Source organism: Kitasatospora sp. GP30 (assembly GCF_029892145.1).
Classification (GTDB): domain Bacteria; phylum Actinomycetota; class Actinomycetes; order Streptomycetales; family Streptomycetaceae; genus Kitasatospora; species Kitasatospora acidiphila.
Map to the genome: position 1 here is coordinate 1 of NZ_JARZAH010000023.1, position 24,990 is coordinate 24,990.

The 24,990-nt window shown below is 69.7% G+C and carries 26 protein-coding genes and 1 riboswitch; of the genes, 13 read left to right on the forward strand and 13 right to left on the reverse strand.

The features are described from left to right. Nucleotides 1-216 precede the first annotated feature (216 nt). Nucleotides 217-1,386, reverse strand: a complete 1,170-nt coding sequence (locus P3T35_RS26360; protein ID WP_101382286.1) for a cysteine desulfurase family protein — start codon at nt 1,384-1,386, stop codon at nt 217-219. A gap of 137 nt (nt 1,387-1,523) precedes the next feature. On the opposite strand from P3T35_RS26360, the gene P3T35_RS26365 reads away from it, so the two are divergent. Continuing rightward, complete coding sequence (locus tag P3T35_RS26365) at nt 1,524-2,306, forward strand: IclR family transcriptional regulator (protein WP_101382285.1); 783 nt, start codon at nt 1,524-1,526, stop codon at nt 2,304-2,306. Between the two features lie 39 nt (nt 2,307-2,345). After that, entirely contained in the window at nt 2,346-2,813 is a 468-nt protein-coding gene (locus tag P3T35_RS26370; RefSeq protein WP_143676903.1) for a hypothetical protein, read from the forward strand. A gap of 91 nt (nt 2,814-2,904) precedes the next feature. On the opposite strand, the gene P3T35_RS26375 is transcribed toward P3T35_RS26370, so the two are convergent. The 4 genes from P3T35_RS26375 to P3T35_RS26390 all read right to left on the reverse strand — a co-directional run bounded on the left by P3T35_RS26375 (nt 2,905) and on the right by P3T35_RS26390 (nt 5,740). Then, nucleotides 2,905-3,699 (reverse strand): WbqC family protein, encoded by a 795-nt coding sequence (locus tag P3T35_RS26375; RefSeq protein ID WP_101382283.1) that lies wholly within the window; start codon nt 3,697-3,699, stop codon nt 2,905-2,907. After that, complete coding sequence (locus tag P3T35_RS26380; RefSeq protein WP_101385274.1) at nt 3,641-4,309, reverse strand: YdcF family protein; 669 nt, start codon at nt 4,307-4,309, stop codon at nt 3,641-3,643. The genes P3T35_RS26375 and P3T35_RS26380 overlap by 59 nt, the downstream gene beginning before the upstream one ends. Before the next feature lie 14 nt (nt 4,310-4,323). Beyond that, nucleotides 4,324-5,418, reverse strand: coding sequence for a hypothetical protein (locus P3T35_RS26385; protein ID WP_101382282.1), 1,095 nt, complete (start codon nt 5,416-5,418; stop codon nt 4,324-4,326). An 88-nt stretch (nt 5,419-5,506) separates the two neighbouring features. Beyond that, complete coding sequence (locus tag P3T35_RS26390; protein WP_180356586.1) at nt 5,507-5,740, reverse strand: hypothetical protein; 234 nt, start codon at nt 5,738-5,740, stop codon at nt 5,507-5,509. Nucleotides 5,741-6,117: 377 nt separating this feature from the next. On the opposite strand from P3T35_RS26390, the gene P3T35_RS26395 reads away from it, so the two are divergent. The 6 genes from P3T35_RS26395 (at nt 6,118) to P3T35_RS26420 (ending at nt 10,269) form a co-directional block, all read left to right on the forward strand. After that, nucleotides 6,118-6,642, forward strand: a complete 525-nt coding sequence (locus P3T35_RS26395) for an ATP-binding protein (protein WP_107503362.1) — start codon at nt 6,118-6,120, stop codon at nt 6,640-6,642. Nucleotides 6,643-6,839: 197 nt separating this feature from the next. Beyond that, nucleotides 6,840-7,880 (forward strand): radical SAM protein, encoded by a 1,041-nt coding sequence (locus P3T35_RS26400; RefSeq protein WP_101382280.1) that lies wholly within the window; start codon nt 6,840-6,842, stop codon nt 7,878-7,880. Beyond that, nucleotides 7,877-8,524 (forward strand): deoxynucleoside kinase, encoded by a 648-nt coding sequence (locus P3T35_RS26405; RefSeq protein WP_101382279.1) that lies wholly within the window; start codon nt 7,877-7,879, stop codon nt 8,522-8,524. Before P3T35_RS26400 ends, P3T35_RS26405 begins: the two co-directional genes overlap by 4 nt. Continuing rightward, on the forward strand, nt 8,508-9,005 hold the full coding sequence (locus P3T35_RS26410; RefSeq protein ID WP_101382278.1) for a hypothetical protein: 498 nt from the start codon (nt 8,508-8,510) through the stop codon (nt 9,003-9,005). Before P3T35_RS26405 ends, P3T35_RS26410 begins: the two co-directional genes overlap by 17 nt. Before the next feature lie 5 nt (nt 9,006-9,010). Beyond that, the gene (locus tag P3T35_RS26415) at nt 9,011-9,802 is read left to right on the forward strand and encodes an STM4013/SEN3800 family hydrolase (RefSeq protein WP_101382277.1); all 792 of its coding nucleotides are present in this window, start codon (nt 9,011-9,013) and stop codon (nt 9,800-9,802) included. A gap of 20 nt (nt 9,803-9,822) precedes the next feature. After that, a complete protein-coding gene (locus tag P3T35_RS26420) occupies nt 9,823-10,269 on the forward strand; it encodes an NUDIX hydrolase (protein ID WP_101382276.1) in 447 nt (148 codons plus the stop codon). A gap of 19 nt (nt 10,270-10,288) precedes the next feature. On the opposite strand, the gene P3T35_RS26425 is transcribed toward P3T35_RS26420, so the two are convergent. Beyond that, nucleotides 10,289-10,948 (reverse strand): trimeric intracellular cation channel family protein, encoded by a 660-nt coding sequence (locus P3T35_RS26425; protein WP_101385273.1) that lies wholly within the window; start codon nt 10,946-10,948, stop codon nt 10,289-10,291. Between the two features lie 88 nt (nt 10,949-11,036). On the opposite strand from P3T35_RS26425, the gene P3T35_RS26430 reads away from it, so the two are divergent. Beyond that, nucleotides 11,037-11,711, forward strand: a complete 675-nt coding sequence (locus P3T35_RS26430) for a hypothetical protein (protein WP_143676901.1) — start codon at nt 11,037-11,039, stop codon at nt 11,709-11,711. Nucleotides 11,712-11,772: 61 nt separating this feature from the next. Here P3T35_RS26430 and P3T35_RS26435 read toward each other — a convergent pair whose 3' ends face one another. The 7 genes from P3T35_RS26435 to P3T35_RS26465 form a co-directional block, all read right to left on the reverse strand. Beyond that, nucleotides 11,773-12,849: a dipeptide ABC transporter ATP-binding protein gene (locus P3T35_RS26435; RefSeq protein ID WP_101382274.1), complete on the reverse strand. Its 1,077-nt coding sequence runs from the start codon at nt 12,847-12,849 to the stop codon at nt 11,773-11,775. Between the two features lie 22 nt (nt 12,850-12,871). Then, a complete protein-coding gene (locus tag P3T35_RS26440) occupies nt 12,872-13,933 on the reverse strand; it encodes an ABC transporter ATP-binding protein (protein ID WP_101382273.1) in 1,062 nt (353 codons plus the stop codon). Next, nucleotides 13,930-14,940 (reverse strand): ABC transporter permease, encoded by a 1,011-nt coding sequence (locus P3T35_RS26445; protein ID WP_101382272.1) that lies wholly within the window; start codon nt 14,938-14,940, stop codon nt 13,930-13,932. The genes P3T35_RS26440 and P3T35_RS26445 overlap by 4 nt, the downstream gene beginning before the upstream one ends. 143 nt (nt 14,941-15,083) lie before the next feature. Next, entirely contained in the window at nt 15,084-16,850 is a 1,767-nt protein-coding gene (locus P3T35_RS26450; RefSeq protein ID WP_101382271.1) for an ABC transporter substrate-binding protein, read from the reverse strand. Nucleotides 16,851-16,951: 101 nt separating this feature from the next. Beyond that, nucleotides 16,952-17,950 (reverse strand): ABC transporter permease, encoded by a 999-nt coding sequence (locus tag P3T35_RS26455; RefSeq protein WP_101382270.1) that lies wholly within the window; start codon nt 17,948-17,950, stop codon nt 16,952-16,954. A gap of 404 nt (nt 17,951-18,354) precedes the next feature. Beyond that, complete coding sequence (locus P3T35_RS26460) at nt 18,355-19,143, reverse strand: enhanced serine sensitivity protein SseB C-terminal domain-containing protein (RefSeq protein WP_228718674.1); 789 nt, start codon at nt 19,141-19,143, stop codon at nt 18,355-18,357. 108 nt (nt 19,144-19,251) lie between these two features. Next, nucleotides 19,252-20,049: an enhanced serine sensitivity protein SseB gene (locus P3T35_RS26465; protein WP_180356584.1), complete on the reverse strand. Its 798-nt coding sequence runs from the start codon at nt 20,047-20,049 to the stop codon at nt 19,252-19,254. Nucleotides 20,050-20,197: 148 nt separating this feature from the next. Beyond that, nucleotides 20,198-20,301: riboswitch (glycine riboswitch) on the forward strand. Between the two features lie 178 nt (nt 20,302-20,479). Between P3T35_RS26465 and gcvT the strand changes: the two genes are divergently transcribed. From gcvT to P3T35_RS26485, 4 genes are all read left to right on the forward strand, one after another. Continuing rightward, a complete protein-coding gene (gcvT, locus tag P3T35_RS26470; protein ID WP_101382268.1) occupies nt 20,480-21,598 on the forward strand; it encodes a glycine cleavage system aminomethyltransferase GcvT in 1,119 nt (372 codons plus the stop codon). An 87-nt stretch (nt 21,599-21,685) separates the two neighbouring features. Further along, complete coding sequence (gcvH, locus tag P3T35_RS26475; RefSeq protein ID WP_101382267.1) at nt 21,686-22,063, forward strand: glycine cleavage system protein GcvH; 378 nt, start codon at nt 21,686-21,688, stop codon at nt 22,061-22,063. 128 nt (nt 22,064-22,191) lie between these two features. Beyond that, entirely contained in the window at nt 22,192-23,460 is a 1,269-nt protein-coding gene (gene glyA / locus P3T35_RS26480; RefSeq protein WP_101382266.1) for a serine hydroxymethyltransferase, read from the forward strand. Between the two features lie 149 nt (nt 23,461-23,609). Then, nucleotides 23,610-24,977 carry an L-serine ammonia-lyase gene (locus P3T35_RS26485; protein ID WP_101382265.1) on the forward strand — a complete coding sequence of 456 codons (1,368 nt, stop codon included), beginning with the start codon at nt 23,610-23,612 and terminating at the stop codon, nt 24,975-24,977. Nucleotides 24,978-24,990: the final 13 nt, after the last annotated feature.

Here is a 24,990-nt window from a genome sequence, read left to right on the forward strand (position 1 = left end):
TGGTCCGCTAGCGCCAACCGGCGTTACAGGCCCGCTGCCCTGCTGGCGCCGACCGGCAGTTCGGGCCCGCTGGTCCGCTAGCGCCAACCGGCGTTACAGGCCCGCTGCCCTGCTGGCGCCGACCGGCAGTTCGGGCCCGCTGGTCCGCTAGCGCCAACCGGCGTTGCGGGCCGCTGCCCTGCTGGCGCCGACCGGCAGTTCGGGCCCGCTGGTCCGCTAGCGCCGACCGGCGTTGCGGGCCCGCTCGACCACCGGGCCGATCGCCGCCGCCAGCGCGTCCACATCCGCCGGCGTGGAGGTGTGCCCGAGCGAGAACCGCAGCGAGGAGCGGGCCAGTTTCGGCTCGGCCCCCATCGCCAGCAGCACATGGCTGGGCTGCGGCACCCCGGCGGAGCAGGCCGAGCCGGTGGAGACCTCGATGCCGGCCGCGTCCAGCAGCATCAGCAGGGCGTCGCCCTCGCAGCCGGGGAACGAGAAGTGCGCGTTGGCGGGCAGCCGGCCGGCCGGATCCGGATCGCCGTTGAGGATCGCGTCCGGCACCGCCGCCCGCACCCGCTCGATCAGGTCGTCACGGAGCTTGGTGAGCTCCAGCACATGCCCGGCTCGCCGCTCGACGGCGAGCGCGGCGGCCGTCGCGAAGCCGGCCGCGGCGGGCACGTCCAGGGTGCCGGAGCGTACGTCGCGCTCCTGGCCGCCGCCGTGCAGCAGCGGCACCGGCGCCGCGCCACGGGACAGCACCAGCGCGCCGATCCCGTACGGGCCGCCGATCTTGTGGCCGGTCACCGTCAGCGCGTCCAGCCCCGAGTCGGCGAACGAGACCGGCACCTGGCCCAGCGCCTGCACCGCGTCGGCGTGCATCGGGATGCCGAACTCCCGTGCCACGGCGGCCAGTTCGCGGATCGGCTGGACGGTGCCGACCTCGTTGTTGGCCCACATCACGGTGACCAGCGCGACCGCCGCCGGATCGCTCTCGATCGCCTCGCGCAGCGCCTGCGGGTGCACCCGGCCGTGGGCGTCCACCGGCAGGTACTCGACCCGGGCGCCCTCGTGCTCGGCCAGCCACTCCACGGCGTCCAGCACCGCGTGGTGCTCCACCGGGCTGCACAGCACCCGGGTGCGCGCCGGGTCGGCGTCGCGGCGGGCCCAGTAGAGGCCCTTGACAGCGAGGTTGTCCGATTCGGTACCACCGCCGGTGAGCACGATCTCGCTCGGCCGGGCGCCCAGCGAGGCGGCCAGCGACTCGCGGGACTCCTCGACCACCCGGCGGGCCCGGCGGCCGGCCGCGTGCAGCGAGGAGGCATTGCCGGTGACGCCGAGGTGCGCCGTCATCGCGGCGATCGCCTCGGGGAGCATCGGGGTGGTGGCCGCATGGTCGAGGTATGGCATGGCGGCACCAGTGTAGGCGGAACGCGGCCGGGCTCCCCTGCCCAAGTGTCGATTTGGCCATTGCACGCCATGCAACGCGCCATTAGCGTGCTGCGGCACGACGGCTGGGGCGTGTTCACGTTTGGGGGTGGGGCCCGATGTCGCAGACCGTGGACCGAGCGCTGACCATTCTGACCTCGCTGGGCGACGGCCCGGCCTCCCTGGAGCAGGCCGCCAACCGGATCGGGGTGCACAAGTCCACCGCGCTGCGGCTGCTGCGCACCCTGGAGGAGCACGGCTTCGTCCAACGCCAGGCCGACCACCGCTACCGGCTCGGCGGCCGGCTGCTGTCGCTGGCCCACACCGCCCTGGAGGACATCGACGTCCGCCAGGTCTGCGCGCCGTACCTGGCCTCGCTCAACGAACGCTTCGGCCACACCGTGCACCTGGCGGTGCTGGACGGCGGCGAGGTGCTCTACGTCGACAAGGTGGACGCGCGCTACCCCGCCCCACCGCACTGCCGGCCCGGCGAAGCCTCCCGGATCGGTGGCCGCGCCCCCGCCGCGGCCACCGCCGCCGGCCGCGTCCTACTGGCCGACCTGACGGATGACCAACTGGCCACCGTCATGGAGGATGCGCGGTTGCCCGTCGACCTGCACTCCGACCTCGCCGCCGTACGCCGCCAAGGCTGGTCCCTGGAGCAGGCCGACTACGCGGCGGGCGTCAACTGCCTGGCCGCCCCGATCAAGGGCAACGACGGGCGCGCCATAGCCGCGTGCGCCATCTCGGTGCCGACGTCGGTGGCGCCGCTGGGTGAACTGAACCGCCTGCTACCCGAGTTGCTCTGCACGGTGGAGGCGGTGTCCCTGGCCTACGGCGGCTCCCCCACGCCCCGCTGGTGCGACAGCCGCTGCGGGGCAAAGGCGGCGACGCAGGGCTGAGGCGTCACCCACCGAGGGCCGGGCCATTAGGTTCCGCTCGTGGATCGTCTACGCAGAGCAGCCGTGCGACTGGCCCTCGCCAACCAACCCTCCGAGGAGCTGCCGATGCTCGCGGCCGAGGCCCTCGCCGCCGGCGTCGACAGCCCCGCCCTGCGCGAACTCGCCGGGCTCTCCCGCTCGGACGCGTCCCAGGACCTCTTCATCCAGGCGATGACGGAGCTCGGCCACCCCATCCCCGGCCGACAGGACGCCTGGCGCCGGCTCATGCTCTGGGAGGCCGAGGCGCTACTCGAAGGCACTCGCCAGCCCTACCAGGCCGGCCACGAAATCTACTGGTGCGCCTGCCACTTGGAGCGCTCACCGCACATCGAGAGCGTGATCGTGGAGTTCCTCGGCCTCTGGAGCACCTGGGAGGACCACCCAATCGACCGGGAAGCCACCGAACGCGCGATGCGCGAAGCGGCCGCCAGGCTCCTGGCCCACCACCAGAACCCCCAGGCCCGCTAGAGTCTCGGCGACCCGCGTCGACCACTGCCGCGACCCCACCGCACTGGTCCGCCCTGGCCGGGTGGGTGCTGGGCTGCAGGGGCTCCTTCAGCTACCTTCTGCCTTGCCGGTTGAGCCTGGCGGCAGACCGCAACATGGATGCCAGGCTCGCAGGGCCGAGCACTGCCAGCGCCCACAATGCCGTTACGCGACTTCCCTGCTCCCATACGTCGTCCGGTGGCGTGCTGAATGGGATCACCGCGATTCCCTGCGCCCTGAAGGGCGTGTGGTCGAGGTACCGCATGCCGCCGGTCCCGCACAGGTAGCTGGTCGATCCGGATGCCACCGCGAGGTCGGCAAGGCGCTCGGAGCGCCCGCGGCGGGCTGTTAGTTCCCAGCTGTGGCGGATCTGCCCTTGCCAGTCGAGGGCGGCCAGCAGCGCCCGGGTGGAGATCTCGGCGACCACAGCCGTCCGGTCCGTTTCACGGAGGGTTGCGAGGACTGGCGCAAGCACGGCTTCGATCGCGGGCCAGGGTGGGCTGCGGCGGTAGGCGTGGTGGATCATGCCCTCCATGCGGCGGGAGCTCGGTTCGGGGTCGGCGAGTCGGGCGTCCTTCACGATGGTGGAACGCCCGCCCGGCAGGTGAGTCGGCAGGGACAGCCACCGCCAGTGCTCCGCGTCTCCGAGAGCAGCGAGACGCGTACGGTGCTGAAAGTCGCGGCGGGCGAACTGGACGTCGTCCAGCACCACCCACACGTCTGCTGCAAAGAGCTTGGCCAGGGTGCTCAGCCGTGGAAGCAGGTTGGGCTGATGGACCGCACATGCCTGGGCAAGCGGCAAAAGCAGATCAGGACTTGATGAGCCGTGTGTCGAAACCGGCACGGCAGAGCCGGTCGTAAGCGTCATGCACTTCCTCCGGAACCTCCTGCTCAATGGCAAATCCGAGCTTCGGGTACTCGATCACCCGCTGCATGTCCCCGACGAGCATGTCGATGACGTGCTTCTCGTTGCCGATGACCTTCACGTAGTCGTTGAACTCCAGCGGCGCCGAGGCACAAACCACCTCGACGGCCGGCCACACCTTGCGGCAGGTGGCGAACGCGCGTCGCTCCATGTACGGCATCGCGATCAGCATCACCGACCGGACGCCACGGCCGGCCGAGGCCAGCACCTCCCGCGAAAGTCTGATGTTCTGACCAGTGTTCGTGGCATTCGGCTCCAGCAGGATCGCCGAGTCCGGGACACCGAGTTCAAGGGCGTGCTCGCGGAAGTGCACCGCCTCGCCGCGTGGGAAGTGCTCGGGGTGAGTCGGGTTGGACCCGCCGGTGAAGACCAGGGTCGGGAACAGGCCCTGGTGGTACAGCTCGGCAGCATGGACGGGCACGCCGAAGTCGTGGCTGCCCAGCCCGATCGCCGCGTCGCACGGCCGGAGCTCGTGGTGCATCTGGTGGTAGTCCCAGATCGCCTGGGCATCACGCCACTGTTCATCCGTGATCGCAAGCTGGTTGTCCGTCACCACGTACTCCTTGATCACCGGTGTCGCAGAGCGGGCTGGCGGTCGTAACCTCGCCGGATGCCATCGATGCTCTGCAGTTGGTGACTCATACCGTACTTGGCAGCCAGATCGGCAGCCTCCGCGAGAACGGCCAGCCCATCACCGGCAGTGGCGGGATCCGACAGCAGGATGTGCCCGTGTGCCGTGTCTAGCCGGACCCGTTGCATCGGCGAGTCGGGCACAGTCGTAGCGCGGGCGACATCGATGAAGTGCAGCGCGGTCGACAGGTCACCGGCCCCACGATGGGCCAGCGCGAGCTTCTGCTGCGCAACCGACCAGTCCTCAGCCTCTGACAGGTTCTCGAAGTCGCGGCTGGCGGCCTGAATCACCGTGGCGGCGTAGTCGTGGTTCCCGTTCTTACTGAGCGCCGTTCCGACCCATAGGTGCGCCCTTGCCCGGTCGCGACGGCTGAGCCGGTCATCCGTGGCGAGCCGCTCGTACTGGCTGGCCGCGGCGTCATGCTGACCTGACATCCCCGTGACCACCGCGAGAGACAGTTCGATCTGGGCGATCCGGCGGGGAATATGGAGTTGGGCGAAGATGCTCCGCGCAGCGGAGTACGAGTGATGAGCCGAAGCCGATCCGAGCAGCTTGCCCTGGTCCCGCCGCAGATCTCCCAGCAGCGTCGTCGAACGGGCGAACAGGTAAAGCCCCTTGTCGTCCAACTCCCGTGCCGGCCAGCGGGCCAGCCATCTGCCCAGCAGGCTGCCCGCCGCCGCGAAGTTCTGGCGTCCCAGGGCCACCACAGCCCGCTCGATATCCTCCGCCCAGGACTCGTACTCCCACAAGCGGGGCCCCGTGCGCACGATTCTGGAGGAACCGCCGGTCGAAAGCCGATCGGACAGCTCAGTTTCGAAGCGCAGATGAACTGCGGAATCTGCCTGAGCAAGTGCGGTATCCAGGATCGCCTGGGTATCCGGGCGCGGGTGTGTCGCGGCGCCCAGGGCTTCCCACTTGGAGATCGTCCGCTCCGCCACACCAAGGCACTGCGCGAAAGCGCGCACACTCAACCGGAGGGCCTTGCGTAAGGCGGTGGCTTCCAGCCCTGTCCACTCGTGAACGCTCGCCATACCGTCGGCCCTCCTTTCCGGGCGCAACCATCGAAGCACGCTCCACCCGTGCGATGCAGGGGAAGTGCAGCGGAAGTGCGACAGCCGGTCATTTCGCGACCTGGTGACGAACCATCACGCTGAAGTCACGTTCGGCAGCAGAAGGCTGCAAGCCGTTCGCCGGCACCCGGATCCCCTGGATGGTCTGATCATGGACTCCTTGACCGAAAACCGCGACGTCCCCGGCCCTGTCGTCTATGGCTACCTGCGGGTCGTTGGCAGTCTCGCCAGCCAGCGGCAGTCCGCCCTCCAAGCGGCGTTGCTGAGGTACTGCCAGCAGCACGAGCTGACTCTGTCGGGGACTTTCACCGAACGCGAGCACTCCGGCAGCAGCACGCACTCGGCGTTCACTGAATTGCTGGACGTCCTACTGCTTCCCGGGACCTACGGTGCCGTCGTGCCCGCACCGGCCCACCTAGGGCCGCGCCACGTCGCGGCCGAACGGCACCGGCAGATAACCGCCATGGGCCGTCGTCTGCTGGTCATTCGCCCCATTGCAGGGCGCCGCAGCGCTGCTTCGGCAACCACAGCCGACCTTCCTCCCCCGCTCTCCCTCGGAGACCCCGTCATGCCCCAAGCCACCTCCCCGCCCACGCGCAACGCAGCCCTCAACCGCGCCGTCGACCATGCTCACCCTGCCACCCCGGCCGGAGCGAACCAATGAGCCATCAGAACCTTTCGTCCGGACCGGCGCCGGGCATGCGTCCGTTGCCGTGGGGCGCCCGTGGGGAGACTTGGACCATCGATCCGGACGCGGCCGGCGTCGGACCAACGCGGCGTCGCGCGGTCGCCGCCGTCCGCTCCTGGTACGCACAGGAACTGCCCGACCAGATCGTGGCAGCAATCGAGCAGGTCGTCTCCGAGCTCGTCACCAACGCCATCCGGCACGCCGGCGATGCCGGGCCTATCACCGCCCACCTGTGGCCCACTCCTCGGGGGAACGTCGCGATCGTGGTGACGGACGGCTCGTCGACCCCGCCCACGCCCCGCGATCCGTACAACGATGGGGCGTCCGGCTACGGTCTGGCAGTGGTCGCGTCGGAAACCCTCGCCTGGGGCTGGCGGCCCGATGGGGCCGGGAAGGCCGTATACGCCACCATCGCTCTGCCTAGTACCAGCACGATCGAGAGCGACGCCACCGCCCTCGCCCAGCCAATCGATGACGCCGAACTGGGCTCTGCATAAAGACCGTGACTTCTCGTCAGGCTGCTTCCACCATCGCCTGACCCAACAGTCTCCGCCCCGGCGTCGCCTTCCCCGTGGCGCAACTGGCCTGGGCGGACCACGGTGCCGGCCACCCATGCGTGGCCTCCTCGCAGGTGGTCGGCACCCCCCATGCAGCACGACACAGCCCGCTCCACCACACCCACCTGGAGTGTGTGATGAACCTTCTCAACGTCACGAGCGCGCAGTCCTCATCGAAGCTGGACATGACCGCGTTGCACAACTTCGCGATTCTCCGGGGGCAACTGCGAGTGTCGCTCACGCCTGACTGCAACATCGGCTGCCTGTTCTGCCACAACGAGGGCGATGTTCCTCCGGGGACCACCAGGGCAGACCGCTCCCAGCTGCCGCGTACGGGCGTCCTGTCGGCCGGGCATTTCGTTCCGATCATCGGCTCGCTGATCGCCGCTGGGCTGAAACGCGTCTACTTCACCGGTGGCGAGCCCCTGATGTCCGCCAAGGCCCGCCCGGTACTGGAGGGCATGCACCAATTCGCCGCCCCGGACGTCACGTTCAGCCTCATCACGAACGGCATCCTGCTGGTCCGCCACCTGCCGTGGCTCCAACGGACGGCGCTCGACAAGATCAAGGTCTCGCTGCACTACTTCAGCGACGACACCTTCCGCGAGATCGCCCAGACCCGGCTCCCGATCTCCACCGTCCTCGACGGCATCGAGGCCACCCGCGACGCGTTCGAGCGCGTGGAGCTGAACACCCTGCTACAGCGGCAGAACCAGCATGAGATCCCCGCGATCCTTGAATACGCGCTTGAGCGCCGCCTGCCCGTGCAGTTCATCGAACTGGTCGACACCGACTTCAACGCGACCACTGGCGCGTCATCCGTCCCCGCTGACGACCTCATTGCGCTGCTGCGGACGATGACCCACGACGAGCGCGTGGAGATCGCCGGAGTCGGCCAAGGGCGCCGTGTCTTCACCATCGACGGTCTGGAGATCGAGGTCATCCACCGACAACTCGGCCGACACCACGTCGGGCAGTGCGGCAACTGCCCTCTGCGACGCAGGTGCGTCGAAGGGTTCTGGGCCCTGCGCCTCGACCACGCGGGCGGCCTGGCGCCCTGCCTGCTACGAGAGGACCTTCGGCTCGACCTCACGTCCCTCGCCGGTCCCGCTCCGACCACCACCGTCACAGCAGCCGTCGCCCAGCACGTGGCGGCCTTCACGGAGGGAACCCTGTGACCAACGAACTGCCTGCCTGCTACCAGCCGCCCCTCACCGGCCGCGACGGCTCTCTGCTCGCTTTGGAAGGGATCAGCGGCTCCGGGAAGTCCACGCTGACCGCCCTGCTAGCCGAACGCCTCGGCGCCGAGACCCTGCACGTCATCCCGCAGCCGCTCAGCACGCTCATCGGCTACGTCAACGACCACGGCGGCGCGCTCACCCAGTTCGCCTTCCACCTCACCGGGGCCCTGGACGCCGCTGACTACGCCCGCCACCGACTCGTCAGCGGCAACCTCATCGCGGACCGGTGGATCGGCTCCGTCGTCGTCAACCACGCTGCCGTCAGCAACCTAGACCTGGATGTGGTCGTCACCATGTTCAGCCCCTACCTGGCGTATCTCCCCAAGCCCGACCTGACGGTCTACCTGGAGACCTCCGAGAAGGAGATCCGCCACCGGATGGAGACCCGCCCCCGCCGCGCTCCGCAGGACCGCTTCCTGACCCGCAGGCTCAGTCTGCTCTCCCACGTGCAGGAGCTGTACCGGCTGTTCGCCGCCAGCGACCCCACGGGTGTGCAGATCACCACTGACGGCCGTACCCCGGAGGAACTCGCCGAGGAGATCCACCTCCGCTTGGAGTCCGGCCGTGCTCAATCCCGTTGACCTCGGGGTCGTTTTCGGCGACGACCGCATTCACGGCCGCGTGCCCGACGAGATCCATCCCGCCGTCGCGTGGTGGGTCGGCTCCTGCCTCGTTCTCACCACCCGCGCACACGGTGTCGCCCTCGTTCACGACGGCACCGCACTGGCAAAGGAGTTCGCTGACAGGTTCTGCCGGGGAGCGATCAATTGCCAGCACTACGCCGCCACTGTCTCCCTCGTCGGCGAAGGCGGGGACGACCTTCTCGCCTACGCCATTCGCACTCTCCAAGTCCCCGGCGCAACCATCACCGCGAGCGGGCGGTACATCAGCATCCGCCTGTTCACCGCCAACAACGAGCCCATCGCCTCGGGCACCGGCCTGGAGCGGGTCTGCGACCTCATCGCCCGCGACAAGGTTCCCATCCCGGTCAACGACACCGCCAAAGGCCGCATCGTGCACCGCCGCGACCTCGCCCAGTACTACGCCGCCGCCGAAGGGTGAAACCTGTGATCGACGCAGCTCAGATCATCCGCTCCGGAACGAGCATCCTCTTCATCACGCTGGACTCCTTGCGGTACGACGTCGCACGGGCCACCCTCCATGCCGCACAGACCCCGCGCATCGCCGAGATCCTCCCAGGCGGCCAGTGGGAGGAGCGTCGCACCCCCGGCACGTTCACGCTGCCCGCGCACATGGCGCTCTTCTCCGGCTTCCTCCCCAAGCTCCCGCAGCCCCACCAGCCGCCCCGCCTTTGGGAGTGCCGCCCGCCCGCGTTCAAGAAGGTCGATCCACGGACGTTCGTCTTCGACGCCCCGAACCTCCTCGACGGTCTTCAGCAGCACGGCTACCGCACAGCGTGCGTCGGCGGAGTCACCTACTTCTCCCGCGAGACCCCGCTCGGGTCGGTCCTGCCCGACATGTTCCAAGAGGATCACTGGCGCCCCGAATTCTGCTCACCGGAGATCGACTCCACCCGCCACCAAGTCGACCACGCCCTCACCATCGCCCGGCGGTACGACAAGCGGCCGCTGTTCCTCTTCGTCAACGTGTCCGCCACCCACGTCCCCCACGGCCACTATCTAGGCAGCAGCACCGACACCTGGCAGTCGCAATGCGCGGCGCTCGCCTATGCGGACGCGCATCTCGGCCGCCTCATCGCCACCTTGACCGCCACGAAACGCTGGCTCGTCATCATGTGTGCCGACCACGGCGACGCCTTCGGCGAGGACGGCTACCACGGTCGCGGGATCATCCACCCGACGGTGACAAACGTTCCGTTCACCTGCACCGTGCGCTAGGTCCATCTACCCTCCGTTTCATGACCGATGACACCCGCCTGCCAACCCGAGACGCATGCGTGGTCGTCGCCCGCGACGACCACGACCTGGTCGCAGTGCTGAGCGCCTGGTTCCCCCTCCACGAGGGCGAGTACCTGTTCCTCCCGGGCGGGCGGCAGGAGGCCGGCGAGACCCTGGAGGAGTGCGCCCGGCGTGAGCTGCGTGAGGAGGCCGGAATCACCGCAGAGCAGTGGCGCGCTCTCGGGTCCTACGCGATCACCCCCGTCACCACCGCCCGCGTCCACCTCTATGAAGCCCGGTGCCTGGCCCTCGGGCCACAGCAACTCGCGCCCGGTGAGGAGGGCTTCAAGCTGACGTGGTGGCCGATGGCCGATGCCGTCACCGCAGCGGTGGACGGCCGGTTCCTCCTGCAGGGCGGACCGCTCGCGCTGCTCCTCGCAGACCGAACGGCAGCGGTCGGCCGCTGACCGGAGGAAGCCGGGCCCCTTACTCCTCGCTCACCCGCGCCCCGTTGCGGTGCCAAGCCCGCGGCGCCCGCCAGCCGTACCGCAGCGCCAGCATGCGCAGTACGAACGCGGTGAGGGCGGCGCTGGTGGCGGTGAGGGTGGTGAGGTGGTGGGCGGCGATGAGGATGGCCACCATGGTCGCGCCGACCAGGGCGGGGACGGCGTAGATCTCGCGGTCCCAGCGGAGCAGGGACGGCGTCTCCTGGGCGAGGACGTCGCGGATCACGCCGCCGCCGGCCGCGGTCAGCATGCCGAGGGCGATGGAGGGGACCGAGCCGAGACCGTAGTCGTGGGCCTTGGCGGTGCCGGTGACGCAGAAGAGGCCGAGGCCGAGGGCGTCCAGGGTCTGCACGCTGCGGTTGATCCGCTCCACCTCGGGGTGCAGGAAGAAGACCACCAGGCCGGCCACCAGCGGGGTCACGAAGTAGCCCATGTTGGTGAAGGCGACCGGCGGGACGGCGCCGATCAGCAGGTCCCGCATCACCCCGCCGCCGAGGGCGGTGGCCTCGGCGAGTACGCAGATGCCGATGATGTCCATGTTCTTTCGGACCGCGAGCAGACCCCCGGACAGGGCGAAGACGAAGATGCCGATCAGGTCCAGGGTCTGCTGCACGTCGTGGCTGAAAATCTGCGATGTCACCGGCACAGTGTCACCCGATGGAGGCCCGCCCTCCGAATTCCGGACCCCGCCCTTCCCGTCGGCAGTGCCGTTCGCCACACTGTGGGCCGTGCCCAGAACGTCATCTCGAAGCGAGATAGCCCCGTCCGCCGGTACCGTCCGCCGCGTCACGCGGTGGGCGGCCTTCGGCCCGCCGCTGATGGCCGGATTGGCACTGCTGGCCACCAATCCGGACTGGACACCGCTCGCGATGATCCTCGGGGTGCTCGTGCTGATCAGCACGGTGATCCTGATGCTCATCACCGGCTACAAGTGGCCCGGGTTCGTCGGGATCCTGGTCGGGATCGGTGTGCTGGCGCTCCCCGGCATGGCGTTCCAGGCCGAGATGATGGGCGCCCGGGGGCAGCACACCGACGTCCGGGTCGTCTCGGTGCAGACCTCGCATGGCAAGCACGGGCTGGTCTACACCTGCAAGATCCAGCGGGTGGACGGAAAGCCGCTGCCGCACGCCGAGCTGGGCAGCGACTCCTGCTACGGACCCTCCCAGGTCGGCGCCACCGAGGAGGTCCTGGTCGACCCGGCCGGCTGGTTCGCACCCGAGCCGGGCGACATGGACAACCAGGGCGCGGGCATCGGCCTCGCCGCGGCGGCCGCCCTACTCGCCCTGTACGAGCTGCTGATCTGGCTGACCTACCGCGGCGGCGTGCGCAAGGCGAAGGCCGGTTCGGCGGACAAGGCGACGAAGCGGCCGGGCCGGCCGGGAAGCGGTGCGTCGCATCGGTGACGTCGTCCCGTGCCGCGGCCGGCCCGGTGCGCACAGCTCCGGGCCGGCCGCGAAACGCAGGTCACTCCGAGGCGTCCGCCACCGGAGTGGTGGTCGCCTCCTCCTGGTTCTCCGGGAAGTGGCAAGCCACCCGGTGCCCGGTGCTCAGTTCCGCCAGCGGCGGCTCCTGGGTCGCGCACACGTCCTGCGCCTTCCAGCAGCGGGTGCGGAAGCGGCAGCCGCTCGGCGGGTTGAGGGGCGAGGGCACGTCGCCGGTGAGCAGGATGCGCTCGCGGCGTTCCTTGCGGCGCGGGTCCGGGACCGGGACGGCGGACATGAGGGCGTTGGTGTAGGGGTGGGCGGGGCTGCGGTAGAGGGCCTCGCGGTCGGCGATCTCCACGATCTTGCCCAGGTACATCACGGCGACCCGGTCCGAGACGTGCCGGACCACGGAGAGGTCGTGCGCGATGATCAGGTAGGTGAGGCCGAGCTCCCGCTGCAGGTCGTCCAGGAGGTTGACCACCTGGGCCTGGATGGAGACGTCGAGCGCGGAGACCGGCTCGTCGGCCACGACCATCTTGGGCTTGAGCGCCAGGGCGCGGGCGATCCCGATGCGCTGCCGCTGGCCGCCGGAGAACTCGTGCGGATAGCGGTTGTAGTGCTCGGGGTTGAGGCCGCACAGCTCCAGCAGGTCCTGCACGGCCCGCTTGACGCCGTGCTCGGTGGCGACCTTCTGCAGCCGGAACGGCGCGCCCACGATGGTGCCCACGGTGTGCCGGGGGTTCAGCGAGGAGTACGGGTCCTGGAAGATGATCTGGATGTCCTTGCGCAGCGGCCGCATCCGGCCGGTGCTCAGGTGGGTGATGTCCTGGCCCTCGAACTCGACCTTCCCGCCGGTGGGTTCGTCGAGCCGGGTGACCAGCCGCCCCATGGTGGACTTGCCGCAGCCGGACTCCCCCACCACGCCCAGGGTCTCGCCCGCGTTGACCGAGAAGCTGATCCCGTCCACCGCCCGCACCGCGCCGCGGTTGCTGCGCAGCATGCCACCCTTGACCGGGAAGTGCCGCTCCAGGTCGGTGACCCGCAGCAGCGGCTCCCCGGCGGACTTGCGCACCGAAACAGCGCCCTGAGTGCTCTGAGTGCTCTGAGTATCCGTCATGATCCTTGAATCCTTAGGCAGTTCAGAGCCGCGGTGCGATCTCTTCGGCGAAGATCCGGTGCCGTTCGGCGGCCGGCAGGTGGCAGGCGGCGTGGTGCCCGGTCGTCACCTCGGCCAGCACCGGCCGGTCGGTCATCGACCGGCCGCCGGTCTGCTCGGCGTAGGGGCAGCGCGGGTGGAAGGCGCATCCGCTGGGCACGTTGATCAGGCTGGGCGGGCTGCCCTTGACCGGCACCAGGCGGTCCTGGAGTGCCCGGTCCAGTCGCGGCATGGATCCCAACAAGCCCCAGGTGTACGGGTGTTCGGGGTTGTCGAAGAGGGTGGCCGCAGGGCCGCGCTCCACGCACCGCCCGGCGTACATCACCATGATGTCGTCGGCCAACTCCGCGACCACGCCCAGGTCGTGGGTGATGATGATGACGGCCGAGCCGAACTCCTCCTGCAGGTCCCGGATCAGGTCCAGGATCTGCGCCTGCACGGTGACGTCGAGCGCGGTGGTCGGCTCGTCGGCGATCAGCAGCGACGGGTCGTTGACCAGTGCCATGGCGATCATCGCGCGCTGGCGCATACCGCCGGAGAACTGGTGCGGGTAGTCGTCGACGCGGCGGTCCGGCTGCGGGATGCCGACCCTGGCCAGCATCTCGATGGCCCGGGTGCGGGCCGCCTTCTTGTTGGCCTCGGGGTGGTGCACCCGGTAGGCCTCCATGATCTGGGCGCCCACCGTGTAGTACGGGTGCATCGCGGTCAGCGGGTCCTGGAAGATCATCGCCATCGAGTGGCCGCGCAGCTTGCGCACCTGCTCGGGCCCGGCGCCGACCAACTCCTGGCCGTCCAGCCAGATTTCGCCACTGATCCGGGCCCGCTTGGAGCGGTGCAGGCCCATGATGCCCATCGAGGTGACGGACTTGCCGGAGCCGGACTCGCCGACGATGCCCAGGGTCTTGCCGCGGGCGAGGTCGAAGCTGACCCCGTCGACGGACTTCACCAGGCCGTCGTCGGTGTCGAAGTGGATGCGCAGGTCGCGCACCGAGAGGAAGGAGTCGTGGTCCTCGGCAAGGCGGTCGGTCACGGGTTCGACGATCATGAGAGCCTCACCCGGGGGTCGACGGCGGCGTACAGGAGGTCAACCAGCAGGTTGCAGAGCACGATGAAGAAGGCGGCGATCATGGTGACGCCGAGGATCTTGGGCAGGTCGTTGTCCTTGATCGCGGAGACCGCGAAGAAGCCGATGCCCTGCATCGAGAAGACCTGCTCGGTGATGACCGCGCCGCCGAGCAGCAGGCCCAGGTCCATGCCGAAGATGGTGAGGATCGGGGTGAGCGCGGCGCGCAGCCCGTGCCGGATCACCACCTTGCGCTCGATCAGGCCCTTGGCCCGCGCGGTGCGGATGTAGTCCTCGCTCATCGTCTCCAGCATCCCGGCGCGGGTGAGCCGGGCGTAGAGCGCGGAGTAGAGGAAGGCCAGCGACACCCAGGGCAGGATCAGGTTGGTGAACCAACCGACCGGGTCATCGGTGAAGTTGACGTAGTGCAGGTTGTCGAAGACGACCCACTTGTAGCTGAACAGGTAGTGCAGGATCGCGCCGGTGAAGAAGATCGGCAGCGAGACGCCGGCCAGCGCGATGCCCATCGAGAAGCGGTCGAAGAAGGACTTGGGCCGCAGCGCCGAGATCACGCCGGTGGTCACACCGGAGAGCAGCCACAGCACCGCGGCGCCGAGCGCCAGCGAGAAGGTCACCGGGATCCGGCTCTCGATCTCGGGCCAGACCTCGATGTGGTTCTTGAACGAGTAGCCGAAGCAGGGAACGTGGCAAGTGGACGCGTCCGGGCCGTACTTGTACGTGGCACCGACGAAGATCTGCTTGACGAAGTGCCAGAACTGCTCGTACAGCGGCTGGTCGAAACCCAGGTTCTTCTTGACCGCGGCCAGCGCCTCGGGGCTCGGGTTCTTGCCGATGTACTGGGCGGCCAACTGGTCGGTGGTCTCACCGGCCAGGCGCGGTAGCAGGAAGAAGATGCCGAAGGTGACCGCGCTGACGACCAGTAGCAGTACCAGGGCGGCGAACGTCCTGCGGAGGATGTAGAAGAACACAGTCGGACGGCTTGGGGCCCGCCCCGACCTTGGGTCCCGGTGGGGACCGGCGGTCGGGGCGGGGCTCCGCTCGCCTTCACCTGCCTTCAGGGATGGTGAGCCGGACTCTTACGTGGTGGGTCTCGATGACCCGGTGGTGCCGCTTAGTTGTTGCCGGTGGTACCGATGTTGAGGTAGTCGTACTCGCCACTGAACGCCGAGGTGGAGACCATGTTGGTGGCGCTGGCCGGGCGGTAGTTGAAGACCTTGAAGTCGGTCAGCGGCACGTAGGCCGCGTCACCCATGACCTGCTTGTCGATCTGGACGTAGTCCTGGTTGCGGGCGTCCCCGGAGTTGTTGGCGGCAGCGTCGTCGAGCAGGCTGTTGACCTTCGGGTCGTTCAGCAGCGCGATGTTGCTGTTGCCGGAGGCCTTGATCGCCCGGCTGTCGGTGATCTGCTGCAGGAAGCCGTAGCCGGTCGGCCAGTCGGCGCCCCACTGCATCATCATCATGCCGACACCGTGCTGGTTGATGAAGTCCGGCACGCCCGCGTAGTCGGTGAAGTACTTGCCCTGCGGGTACTGCTGGATCTCCAGCTGGATGCCGACCTTGGCCAGCGCGCCCTGGATCGCGGTGGCGGCCTTGACCTCGGTGTCACGCTCGGTGCGCGCCGTGATCACGGTCTTGAAGCCGTCCGGGTGGCCGCAGGCCTTGAGCTCGGCCTTGGCCTTGTCGTCGTCACCCTTGTTGCCGGGGGTGGCGTAGGTGTCGAAGTCCTGGTGGCCGGTGACGTCCGGCGGCAGGATGGTGGTGGCGATGTCACCGCGGATCGGGCCGCCCTCGGCGGTCTGCACCGCGACCTTGTCGATCGCGTACTCCACGGCCTTGCGGCAGTCGACGTTGTCCAGCGGCGCCTGCTTGGTGTTGAGCGCCAGATAGGCGAGCCGGCCGCCGGCCGCGTTGTCGCTCTGCGCCTTCAGCTTCGGGTCCAGCAGGATCTTGGCCTGGGTCTGCGGGTCGACACCGCCGCCGACCAGGTCGACCTGGGCGTTGCCGGACATCAGGTCCTGGTCGATGGTCTGCTGGTCGATGTTCATCTTCAGCACGATCTTGTCCGCGAGCTGCTTGCGGAGCGGGTCGGTGCTCGGGTCCCAGTTGGTGTTGGGCACCAGCACGGCGCCCTTGCCGTCGTCGTACGACTGGAACTTGTAGGAGCCGCTGGAGACGATGTGCTTCACGTAGTTGGCGCCGTCGTCCTTGGCCTGCGGCACCGGCGCGGTGTCGGGCGCGCTGACCAGGTAGTCGAAGTCGGCGAACGGCTGCTTGAGCTGGAAGGTGATGGTGGTGTCGTCCGGCGTCCCGATCGAGTGCAGGCCGGCCGGGTCCTTGTCCTTGTAGGGACCCTGGTACGGCGTGGGGTTGTCGACCAGGTACTGCTGGAAGTAGGTCGGGCCGTTGGAGAGCACGTCGGGCGCGAAGTTGCTGCGCTCGATGGCGTACTTGACGTCCTTGGAGGTGATCGGGGTGCCGTCGTCGTACTTCAGGCCCGGGCGCAGCTTGTAGGTCCAGGTCTTGCCGTCCGCGCTGACCTGGCCCATGCCCTGCGCCAGGTCCGGGGCCAGCTTGTTGCCCTGCTGACCGGCGGCGGGGGTGAAGGTGGTCAGCGAACGGGCGTACAGCCGCGCGAAGTTGTAGATGTAGGCGTAGTAGGTGTTCCCCGGGTCCAGCGAGTCCGGGGTTCCCTTCATCTCGTAGGTGACCGTCCCGCCCTTGTGGTCGGAGGCGTTCGCGATGCCCTTGGTGGCGGCGTTGGCACCGGCGGCGGACGAGGATCCGCCCGTGGTGCCGCCCTTGCTGCTGGCGCAGCCGCTCACCACCAGCACAGCGGTGGCGGCTGCCGCGGCCAGGGCGAGAGTACGATTACGGCGCATTGCTGGATCAACCCCTTGCAAGTGTGTCGTGGGTCAAACGAACTGAGTGGGACTCAGGCGAACTGAGTGGCACTCAGACGAGCCGAGTGGGACTCAGAGGATCAGTTGCTGCGCGGGTCGAGCGCGTCGCGCAGTCCGTCACCCAGCAGGTTGAAGGCGAGCACGGTGATGAAGATCGCCACGCCCGGGACGATGAGGTACTGCGGGTCCACCTGGTAGTAGTTGATCGCGTCGTTCATCATCCCGCCCCAGGAGGCCTGCGGCGGCTGGATGCCGACTCCGAGGAAGCTCAGGCCGGCCTCGAAGAGGATGTTGGTCGGGATCAGCAGGGTCGAGTAGACCAGGATCGGACCGACCAGGTTCGGCAGCAGCTCCTTGAACAGGATGAACGGGCCTCGGGCGCCCAGCGATCGGGCCGCGAAGACGAACTCCCGCTCGCGCAGCGAGAGCGTCTGCCCGCGCACGATCCGGCCCATGTAGGGCCAGTTGAAGAAGCCGATCACGAAGATCAGCACGCTGATGTGGAGCGGCAGGCCGTGCATTCCGAAGGCGCCGCCCTGGAGCGAGGCCGAGATCGAGATGGCGAACAGCAGCAGCGGGAAGGCCAGGAAGGTGTCCATCACCCGGCTGATCGCGGTGTCCACCCAGCCGCCGTAGTAGCCGGCGATCACGCCGAGCACGGTGCCGATGGTGTTGGACAGCAGGGTGGCGCCGAAGGCGACCAGCAGCGAGACCCAGGAGCCCTCGATGATCCGGGAGAGCAGGTCGCGCCCGAGCCCCGGGTCGATGCCCAGCAGGTGGCTGCCGCTCATGCCACCGAAGTTGCCGTTCGGCAGGCCGCCGAGGTCGGCGTTCAGCAGGTCGGGGTTCTGGGCGTTCGGGTCCAGACCGAAGGCCGATTCGATCGGCTTGGCCAGCACCGCGAGCAGGATCAGCAGGATGACCACGATCCCGCCGGCCATGGCCGCCTTGTCGCGCTTGAAGCGCAGCCAGGCGATCCGGCCGAGCGAGCGGCCCTCGATGCGGGTCTGCGGCGCGTCGGCGATCGGCGCCCCCGGGTCCGGCGGAATGGCGGCGGTGGTGTCGGTGGTTGTGCTCATCAGCAGTTGGCGTCCCCTCGCCGACGGTCGTCGGCCCAAGGCAGCCCGAAATCGGGCATGGCGGTGTCAGGTCCTGGTCAGAGCCTGCTTGCCATACGTTCGGGCTGCTCGGCTGGTGCGGTGCGCAGAACTCTTCACGTTCTCGCCAGTTCGGCGCCAGCCCCCATTGGTGAAGGATGCCCAACTGTGATCTACCGATTATCGAGATCCCTAAACCCGCCATGCGCACACCAGCTATGACCGCCTGGTCCAGCAGGCCACTGGATACGGTAGTTGACAGCCCGTCAGAAAGCGTGGAGGACGACATGGCTGTGCCCGGGCCGTTATCGACGACCCGGGCACCGGATACTCAGGTTCCGCTCAAGTCCCGCATGAGCGTTCGTTATGCGAACAGGGGTGTCCGCTCAGCGGCCGGGCCAGGGCTGCTGCGGCCACGGGCTCGGCGTCGGATAGCCGTAGCCGGTCGGCATCGGATACGGCGGCACGGCCGGCGGCGGGGTCGCCTCGCGGTGGTAGAACGGCCGGGCGTTGGCCCGCATCCAGAGCGCCACCGGGTCGTAGTCGTCGCTCAGCGCCACCGTGGAGACCGCCAACCCCTGCGGGGCCTGTGAGATGGCCCGCTGCATCAGCGCCCGCACCGCCTCCACGGCCGGCGGCGAGTTGTCGTACAGCTCCAGCCCGATCGCCAGATAGGGCTCCCCCAGCACCGGCCGCACCCAGGCCCGGCGCAGCGCCCGCACCGGACGCACGGAGGGCGCCTGGTGCTGCAGCAGCCCGAAGAACGCCTCGGTGCCCGGCACCTGGGGCTCACTCAGCCGCAACGGCCCGGCGGGCAACCGGTCCAAGCCGGCCGCGATCCGGCGCAGGTCGGCCCACGGCACCCCGACCCCGCCGCCGGGCGTGTGCGGGTTGAGCCACAGGCCCCAGCGGGTCCGGTAGAGGGTGGCGGCGATCTCCTTGCCGCTGATCACCTCGTGCGCCCGGCTCCAACCGCTGGCGGTCAACTGCTCGGGCGAGGTGACGGCCGGCGCGTAGCCGTGGCCGCCGATGTCCATGTTCCCGTACTGGGCGTCCGGGCTGCCCGGGCTGCCGTGCCACAGCAGCATCCACACCCGGCCCGCCGACAGCTCCCGCAGCAGCTGCTCATAGGCCTCGAACCGGTCCGGGGCGACCTCTTTGAGGGCCCGCTCCAGGGTGCCCGGGTCGGTTCCCGGGACCGAGGCCGGGCTCCACGGCCCTGCTCCGCCCGTCGCTCCCGTCGTCACCGCACGCGCCCTTCTCTCGACTCGCCCATCGCCGGATCAACCCCGCTGGTAGAACGGGCGCACCTGGGTCAGCATCCAGTCCACCACCGGGTCCGCCACCAGGTCCAGCAGCACGATGTGCACTCCCCCGGGGAGGGGGGCCACGCCCAGCGCCCGGCCCAGCGCGGCGTTCGCCCCGGCCGGGTCGGCGGGTTGGGACGGATCCAGCTGCACGCCCACGAACAGCACCGTCGGCTCGCCCTCCACCGAGGCCAGCGCCCGACGGGCCGTCAGTACTCCTGGCAGCGCGGCCAGCTCGGCGCAGACGGCGGTCAGGAACGCCACCGGCTCCTCGTTCGGCTCCGGCTCGCGCAGCGCCACCCGGGCGCCGTCGCCGACCGGCGCGTCCGGCGCCCCGGCGACCGCGTCCCAGCGCTGCTCGCGCGGCCCGCGGCGCAGCTCGCCGACGCCCTCGGGCGGCACCGGGATGCCGACGGGGGCGTCCGGGTTGACGGCGATGCCGAGCCCGAGCGGCAGCCCGCGGGCGAACTCCCAGGCCGGGGCGACCGCGCAGGACATTCCCGGCGCATGCCGGACGAACTGCTCCTCGGAGGAGAAGACCGGGACATAACGGGCGCCGGCCAGCTCGATGGTCGGCAGGTCGAGCGCCTGACCGGATGGATCGGCGCCGACCGGCAGCGGGATCCACACCTGACTGCGCGCCAGCACCTCGATCACCCGGGGCGTCGCGCCCGGGTCCCCGATCGCCGCGCTGAGCACCTGCTCCAGCTCGTTCGCCGGCCACCCTCCGCCGGTCGGCGGCTGCCCCGGCTCGGCCCACGCGGGCGCGGGCACGGCAAACCCCTGAGTCTCCACCGGAGCAGACTACTAGGCGGCGGCCGGCCGACTGGCCACTGTCCCGCCGCCGGCACCGCCCCCACTCCCGCTGAGCGAACGGGCATGCCATGATGTGCGCGACAAACCGAACTTCATACTGGCCGTTCGAACCCGCGCGGGAGAGTCCGGAGGTGCCGCAGGGCACGGACCGGCGCCGAAGGAGCAAGTCCTCCCCGGAATCTCTCAGGCACCCGATACCGCGTGGGCGAGGCGAATCTGGAAAGCGGAACACGGCCGTGCCGTGCGCCCACCCACGGTGCAAGCCGCGCCATGCTGGTCGCGGTGAAGCTCTCAGGTTGTGACGACAGACGGGGAGACTCCACCGTCCCTCCTTGCCCACCATCGGGCGAGAAGGGCCCATCTGCCTGTTACAGACCGGAGTCCCGCCATGTCCCCGCGCCTGACCGCGCTCGACGCCCTGCACCGCGCCCTCGGGGCGACCATGACCGACTTCGCCGGCTGGGACATGCCGCTGCGGTACGGCAGCGAGCGCGAGGAGCACCTCGCCGTCCGCACCAAGGCCGGCCTGTTCGACCTCTCGCACATGGGCGAGATCACCGTCTCCGGCCCGCAGGCCGGCGAGCTGCTGGACCACGCGCTGGTCGGCTTCATCTCCGCGCTCGGCGTGCTGCGCGCCCGCTACACCATGATCTGCCGGGAAGACGGCGGCATCCTGGACGACCTGATCGTCTACCGCACCGCCGAGAACGAGTACATGGTGGTCGCCAACGCCTCCAACGCCCAGGTGGTGCTGGACGCGCTGACCGAGCGCGCGGCCGGCTTCGACGCCGTGGTGCGCGACGACCGCGACGCCTACGCGCTGCTCGCCGTCCAGGGCCCGGAGGCGAACGCGATCCTCTCCTCGGTCACCGACGCCGACCTGCCGGGGCTGAAGTACTACGCGCTGCTGCCCGCCACCGTCGCCGACAAGCAGGTGTGGCTGGCCCGCACCGGCTACACCGGCGAGGACGGCTTCGAGATCTTCTGCGCCCCCGCCGACGCCGAGCACCTGTGGCACGCGCTCACCGAGGCCGGCGCCCCGCACGGCCTGGTCCCGGCCGGCCTGTCCTGCCGCGACACGCTGCGCCTGGAGGCCGGCATGCCGCTCTACGGGCACGAGCTGGACACCTCGCTGACCCCGTTCGACGCCGGCCTCGGCCGCGTGGTCCGGTTCGACAAGACCACCAACGGCGGCGACTTCGTCGGCCGCAAGGCCCTGGAGGCGGCCGCCGCCCAGGCCGAGGTGAACCCGCCGCGCAAGCTGGTCGGCCTGGTCTCCGAGGGCCGGCGGGTGCCGCGCGCCGAGTACGCCGTGGTCGACGCCGAGGGCAACCCGATCGGCCGGATCACCTCCGGCGCCCCCTCCCCGACGCTGGGCAAGCCGATCGCCATCGCCTACCTGGACGCCGCCTTCGCGGCTCCCGGCACCGCCGTCGCGGTGGACGTGCGCGGCAAGCACGAGCCGGTCGAGGTCGTCGCGCTGCCGTTCTACAAGCGCGCCCGCTGATCCCGTCCCCCACACCGTCCGCCGGACCGCGGTCCACTGAGCGGACCGCTTCCGCACACCCGCTTCGCGCTAATGGAGAATGAGCTCATGAGCAACCCGCAGAACCTGCAGTACAGCAAGGAGCACGAGTGGCTGACCGAGGCCGACGCTGACGGCGTGTCGACCGTCGGCATCACCGAGCACGCCGCCGGCGCGTTGGGCGACATCGTCTACGTGGACCTGCCGTCCGTGGGCGACACCGTGACCGCCGGCGAGACCTGTGGCGAGCTCGAGTCGACCAAGTCGGTCAGCGACCTGTACTCGCCGGCCACCGGCGAGGTCGTCGCGGTCAACCAGGACGTCATAGACGAGCCGGCCCTGGTCAACTCGGCCGCCTTCGCCGGTGGCTGGCTGTTCAAGCTCAAGGTCACCGACACCGACGACCTGCTGAGCGCCGACGAGTACACCGCGTTCACCGCGGGCTGACTCATCTGGAAGGGCGGCCGCAGCGCGGCGGCCGCCCTCCGTCCCACCCGTCGCCCGCCGCCGCCCTTCCGGCGACGCGCTGCGCGCGACACCCCCTCAGCACCAGAGCCCCACGGGAAGACGCCACCATGACGGTTCTCAACCAGTCCCTCCACGCTCTCGACCCGGAGATCGCCGCCGCGGTCGACGCCGAGCTGCACCGCCAGCAGTCCACCCTGGAAATGATCGCCTCCGAGAACTTCGCCCCGGTGGCGGTCATGGAGGCCCAGGGGTCGGTGCTGACCAACAAGTACGCCGAGGGCTACCCCGGCAAGCGCTACTACGGCGGCTGCGAGCACGTCGACGTGGTCGAGCAGATCGCCATCGACCGGATCAAGGCGCTGTTCGGCGCCGAGGCCGCCAACGTCCAGCCGCACTCCGGCGCGCAGGCCAACGCCGCCGCGATGTTCGCGCTGATCCAGCCGGGCGACACCATCCTGGGCCTCAACCTGGCCCACGGCGGTCACCTGACCCACGGCATGAAGATCAACTTCTCCGGCAAGCTCTACAACGTGGTGGCCTACCACGTGGACGAGAAGACCAGCCTGGTCGACATGGAGGAGGTGGAGCGCCTCGCCAAGGAGCACCAGCCCAAGCTGATCATCGCCGGCTGGTCCGCCTACCCCCGCCAGCTCGACTTCGCCGAGTTCCGCCGGATCGCCGACGAGGTCGGCGCCCTGCTGATGGTCGACATGGCGCACTTCGCCGGCCTGGTCGCGGCCGGCCTGCACCCGTCCCCGGTGCCCTACGCGGACGTGGTCACCACCACCACCCACAAGACCCTGGGCGGCCCGCGCGGCGGTGTGATCCTCTCCAAGGCCGCGCTGGCCAAGAAGATCAACTCCGCGGTCTTCCCCGGCCAGCAGGGCGGCCCGCTGGAGCACGTGATCGCCGGCAAGGCGGTGGCCTTCAAGGTCGCGGCCTCCGAGGAGTTCAAGGAGCGCCAGCAGCGCACCCTGGAGGGCGCCAAGATCCTGGCCGCCCGCCTGCTCCAGGACGACGCCACGGCGGCCGGTGTCTCCGTGCTCTCCGGCGGCACCGACGTCCACCTGGTCCTGGTCGACCTGCGCAACAGCGAGCTCAACGGCCAGGACGCCGAGGACCGCCTGCACGAGGTCGGCATCACGGTCAACCGCAATGCGGTGCCGAACGACCCGCGCCCGCCGATGGTCACCTCCGGCCTGCGGATCGGCACCCCGGCGCTGGCCACCCGCGGCTTCCAGGCCGAGGACTTCACCGAGGTCGCCGACATCATCGCCGAGACCCTGCTGCCGAACTTCGACGAGGCCAAGATCGCCGCGCTGCGCACCCGGGTGACCGCGCTGGCCGAGAAGTACCCGCTCTACCCGGAGCTCTAGGCAGCACCCGGCACCGTGGCCGACGTCACCCCCGTCGGCCCGGTCCGTTCCCCCGGGGCACCGCGCACACTGGAACGTGAGCCGGTGCCCCGCACCATGCAGTTCCCCGCTTTCCTTCCGGTCCACGAGACCAGACAAGGACGTCCCCCGTGGCCATCAGCGTCTTCGACCTCTTCTCCATCGGTATCGGCCCCTCCAGTTCGCACACCGTCGGCCCGATGCGAGCCGCCCGGATGTTCGCCCGCCGACTGCGCTCCGAGGACCTGCTGGACCAGGTCGCCTCGGTCAAGGCCGAGCTGTTCGGTTCGCTCGGCGCCACCGGCCACGGCCACGGCACCCCCAAGGCGGTGCTGCTCGGCCTGGAGGGCAAGTCCCCGCGCACCGTGGACGTCGCCAAGGCCGACCTTGACGTGGAGCGGATCAAGGAGACCAAGCGGATCGCGCTGCTCGGTGTCCACCTGATCGACTTCGACCCCGACCTCCAGGTGGTGCTGCACCGCCGCAAGTCGCTCCCGTACCACGCCAACGGCATGACCCTGGTGGCCCACGACGCGACCGGCGCCGAGCTGCTCACCAAGACCTACTACTCGGTCGGCGGCGGCTTCGTGGTGGACGAGGACGCGATCGGCGCCGACCGGGTGGTCCCGGACGACACCCAGTTGCGCTACCCGTTCCGCACCGGCGAGGAGCTGCTCCGGCTCACCCGGGAGACCGGCCTGTCGATCTCCGGCCTGATGCTGGAGAACGAGAAGGCCTGGCGCTCCGAGGAGGAGATCCGGGCCGGCCTGCTGGAGATCTGGGCGGTGATGAAGGAGTGCGTGTCGGCCGGCATGTCCCGCGAGGGCATCCTGCCGGGCGGCCTCAAGGTGCGCCGCCGCGCCGCCTCCGGGGCCCGGGCGCTGCGCGCCGAGGGCATCGGCCCGGCCAACGCGATGGAGTGGGTGACCCTCTACGCGATGGCGGTCAACGAGGAGAACGCCTCCGGCCAGCGGGTGGTGACCGCACCCACCAACGGCGCGGCCGGCATCATCCCGGCCGTCCTGCACTACTACCAGAACTTCGTACCGGGCGCCGATGACGAGGGCATCGTCCGGTTCCTGCTGGCGGCCGGTGCGATCGGCATGCTCTTCAAGGAGAACGCCTCCATCTCCGGCGCCGAGGTGGGCTGCCAGGGCGAGGTCGGCTCGGCCTGCTCGATGGCGGCCGGCGGCCTGGCCGAGGTGCTCGGCGGCTCCCCCGAGCAGGTGGAGAACGCCGCCGAGATCGGCATCGAGCACAACCTCGGCCTCACCTGCGACCCGGTCGGCGGCCTGGTCCAGATCCCCTGCATCGAGCGCAACGGCATGGCCTCGGTCAAGGCCGTCACCGCCGCCCGGATGGCGCTGCGCGGCGACGGCCGCCACCACGTCTCCCTCGACAAGGCGATCAAGACCATGAAGGAGACCGGCGCCGACATGAAGGTCAAGTACAAGGAGACCAGCCGCGGCGGCCTGGCGGTCAACGTCATCGAGTGCTGATCACTCATCGGGG

Excerpts from the sequence above, each read along its gene's own strand:
- P3T35_RS26360 (WP_101382286.1), bottom strand. The coding sequence starts at position 1,386 with ATGCCATACCTCGACCATGCGGCCACCACCCCGATGCTCCCCGAGGCG.
- P3T35_RS26365 (WP_101382285.1), top strand. The coding sequence starts at position 1,524 with ATGTCGCAGACCGTGGACCGAGCGCTGACCATTCTGACCTCGCTGGGC.
- P3T35_RS26375 (WP_101382283.1), bottom strand. The coding sequence starts at position 3,699 with ATGACGCTTACGACCGGCTCTGCCGTGCCGGTTTCGACACACGGCTCA.
- P3T35_RS26385 (WP_101382282.1), bottom strand. The coding sequence starts at position 5,418 with ATGGCGAGCGTTCACGAGTGGACAGGGCTGGAAGCCACCGCCTTACGC.
- P3T35_RS26395 (WP_107503362.1), top strand. The coding sequence starts at position 6,118 with ATGAGCCATCAGAACCTTTCGTCCGGACCGGCGCCGGGCATGCGTCCG.
- P3T35_RS26400 (WP_101382280.1), top strand. The coding sequence starts at position 6,840 with ATGAACCTTCTCAACGTCACGAGCGCGCAGTCCTCATCGAAGCTGGAC.
- P3T35_RS26420 (WP_101382276.1), top strand. The coding sequence starts at position 9,823 with ATGACCGATGACACCCGCCTGCCAACCCGAGACGCATGCGTGGTCGTC.
- P3T35_RS26435 (WP_101382274.1), bottom strand. The coding sequence starts at position 12,849 with ATGACGGATACTCAGAGCACTCAGAGCACTCAGGGCGCTGTTTCGGTG.
- P3T35_RS26440 (WP_101382273.1), bottom strand. The coding sequence starts at position 13,933 with ATGATCGTCGAACCCGTGACCGACCGCCTTGCCGAGGACCACGACTCC.
- P3T35_RS26450 (WP_101382271.1), bottom strand. The coding sequence starts at position 16,850 with ATGCGCCGTAATCGTACTCTCGCCCTGGCCGCGGCAGCCGCCACCGCT.
- P3T35_RS26455 (WP_101382270.1), bottom strand. The coding sequence starts at position 17,950 with ATGAGCACAACCACCGACACCACCGCCGCCATTCCGCCGGACCCGGGG.
- gcvT (WP_101382268.1), top strand. The coding sequence starts at position 20,480 with ATGTCCCCGCGCCTGACCGCGCTCGACGCCCTGCACCGCGCCCTCGGG.
- gcvH (WP_101382267.1), top strand. The coding sequence starts at position 21,686 with ATGAGCAACCCGCAGAACCTGCAGTACAGCAAGGAGCACGAGTGGCTG.
- glyA (WP_101382266.1), top strand. The coding sequence starts at position 22,192 with ATGACGGTTCTCAACCAGTCCCTCCACGCTCTCGACCCGGAGATCGCC.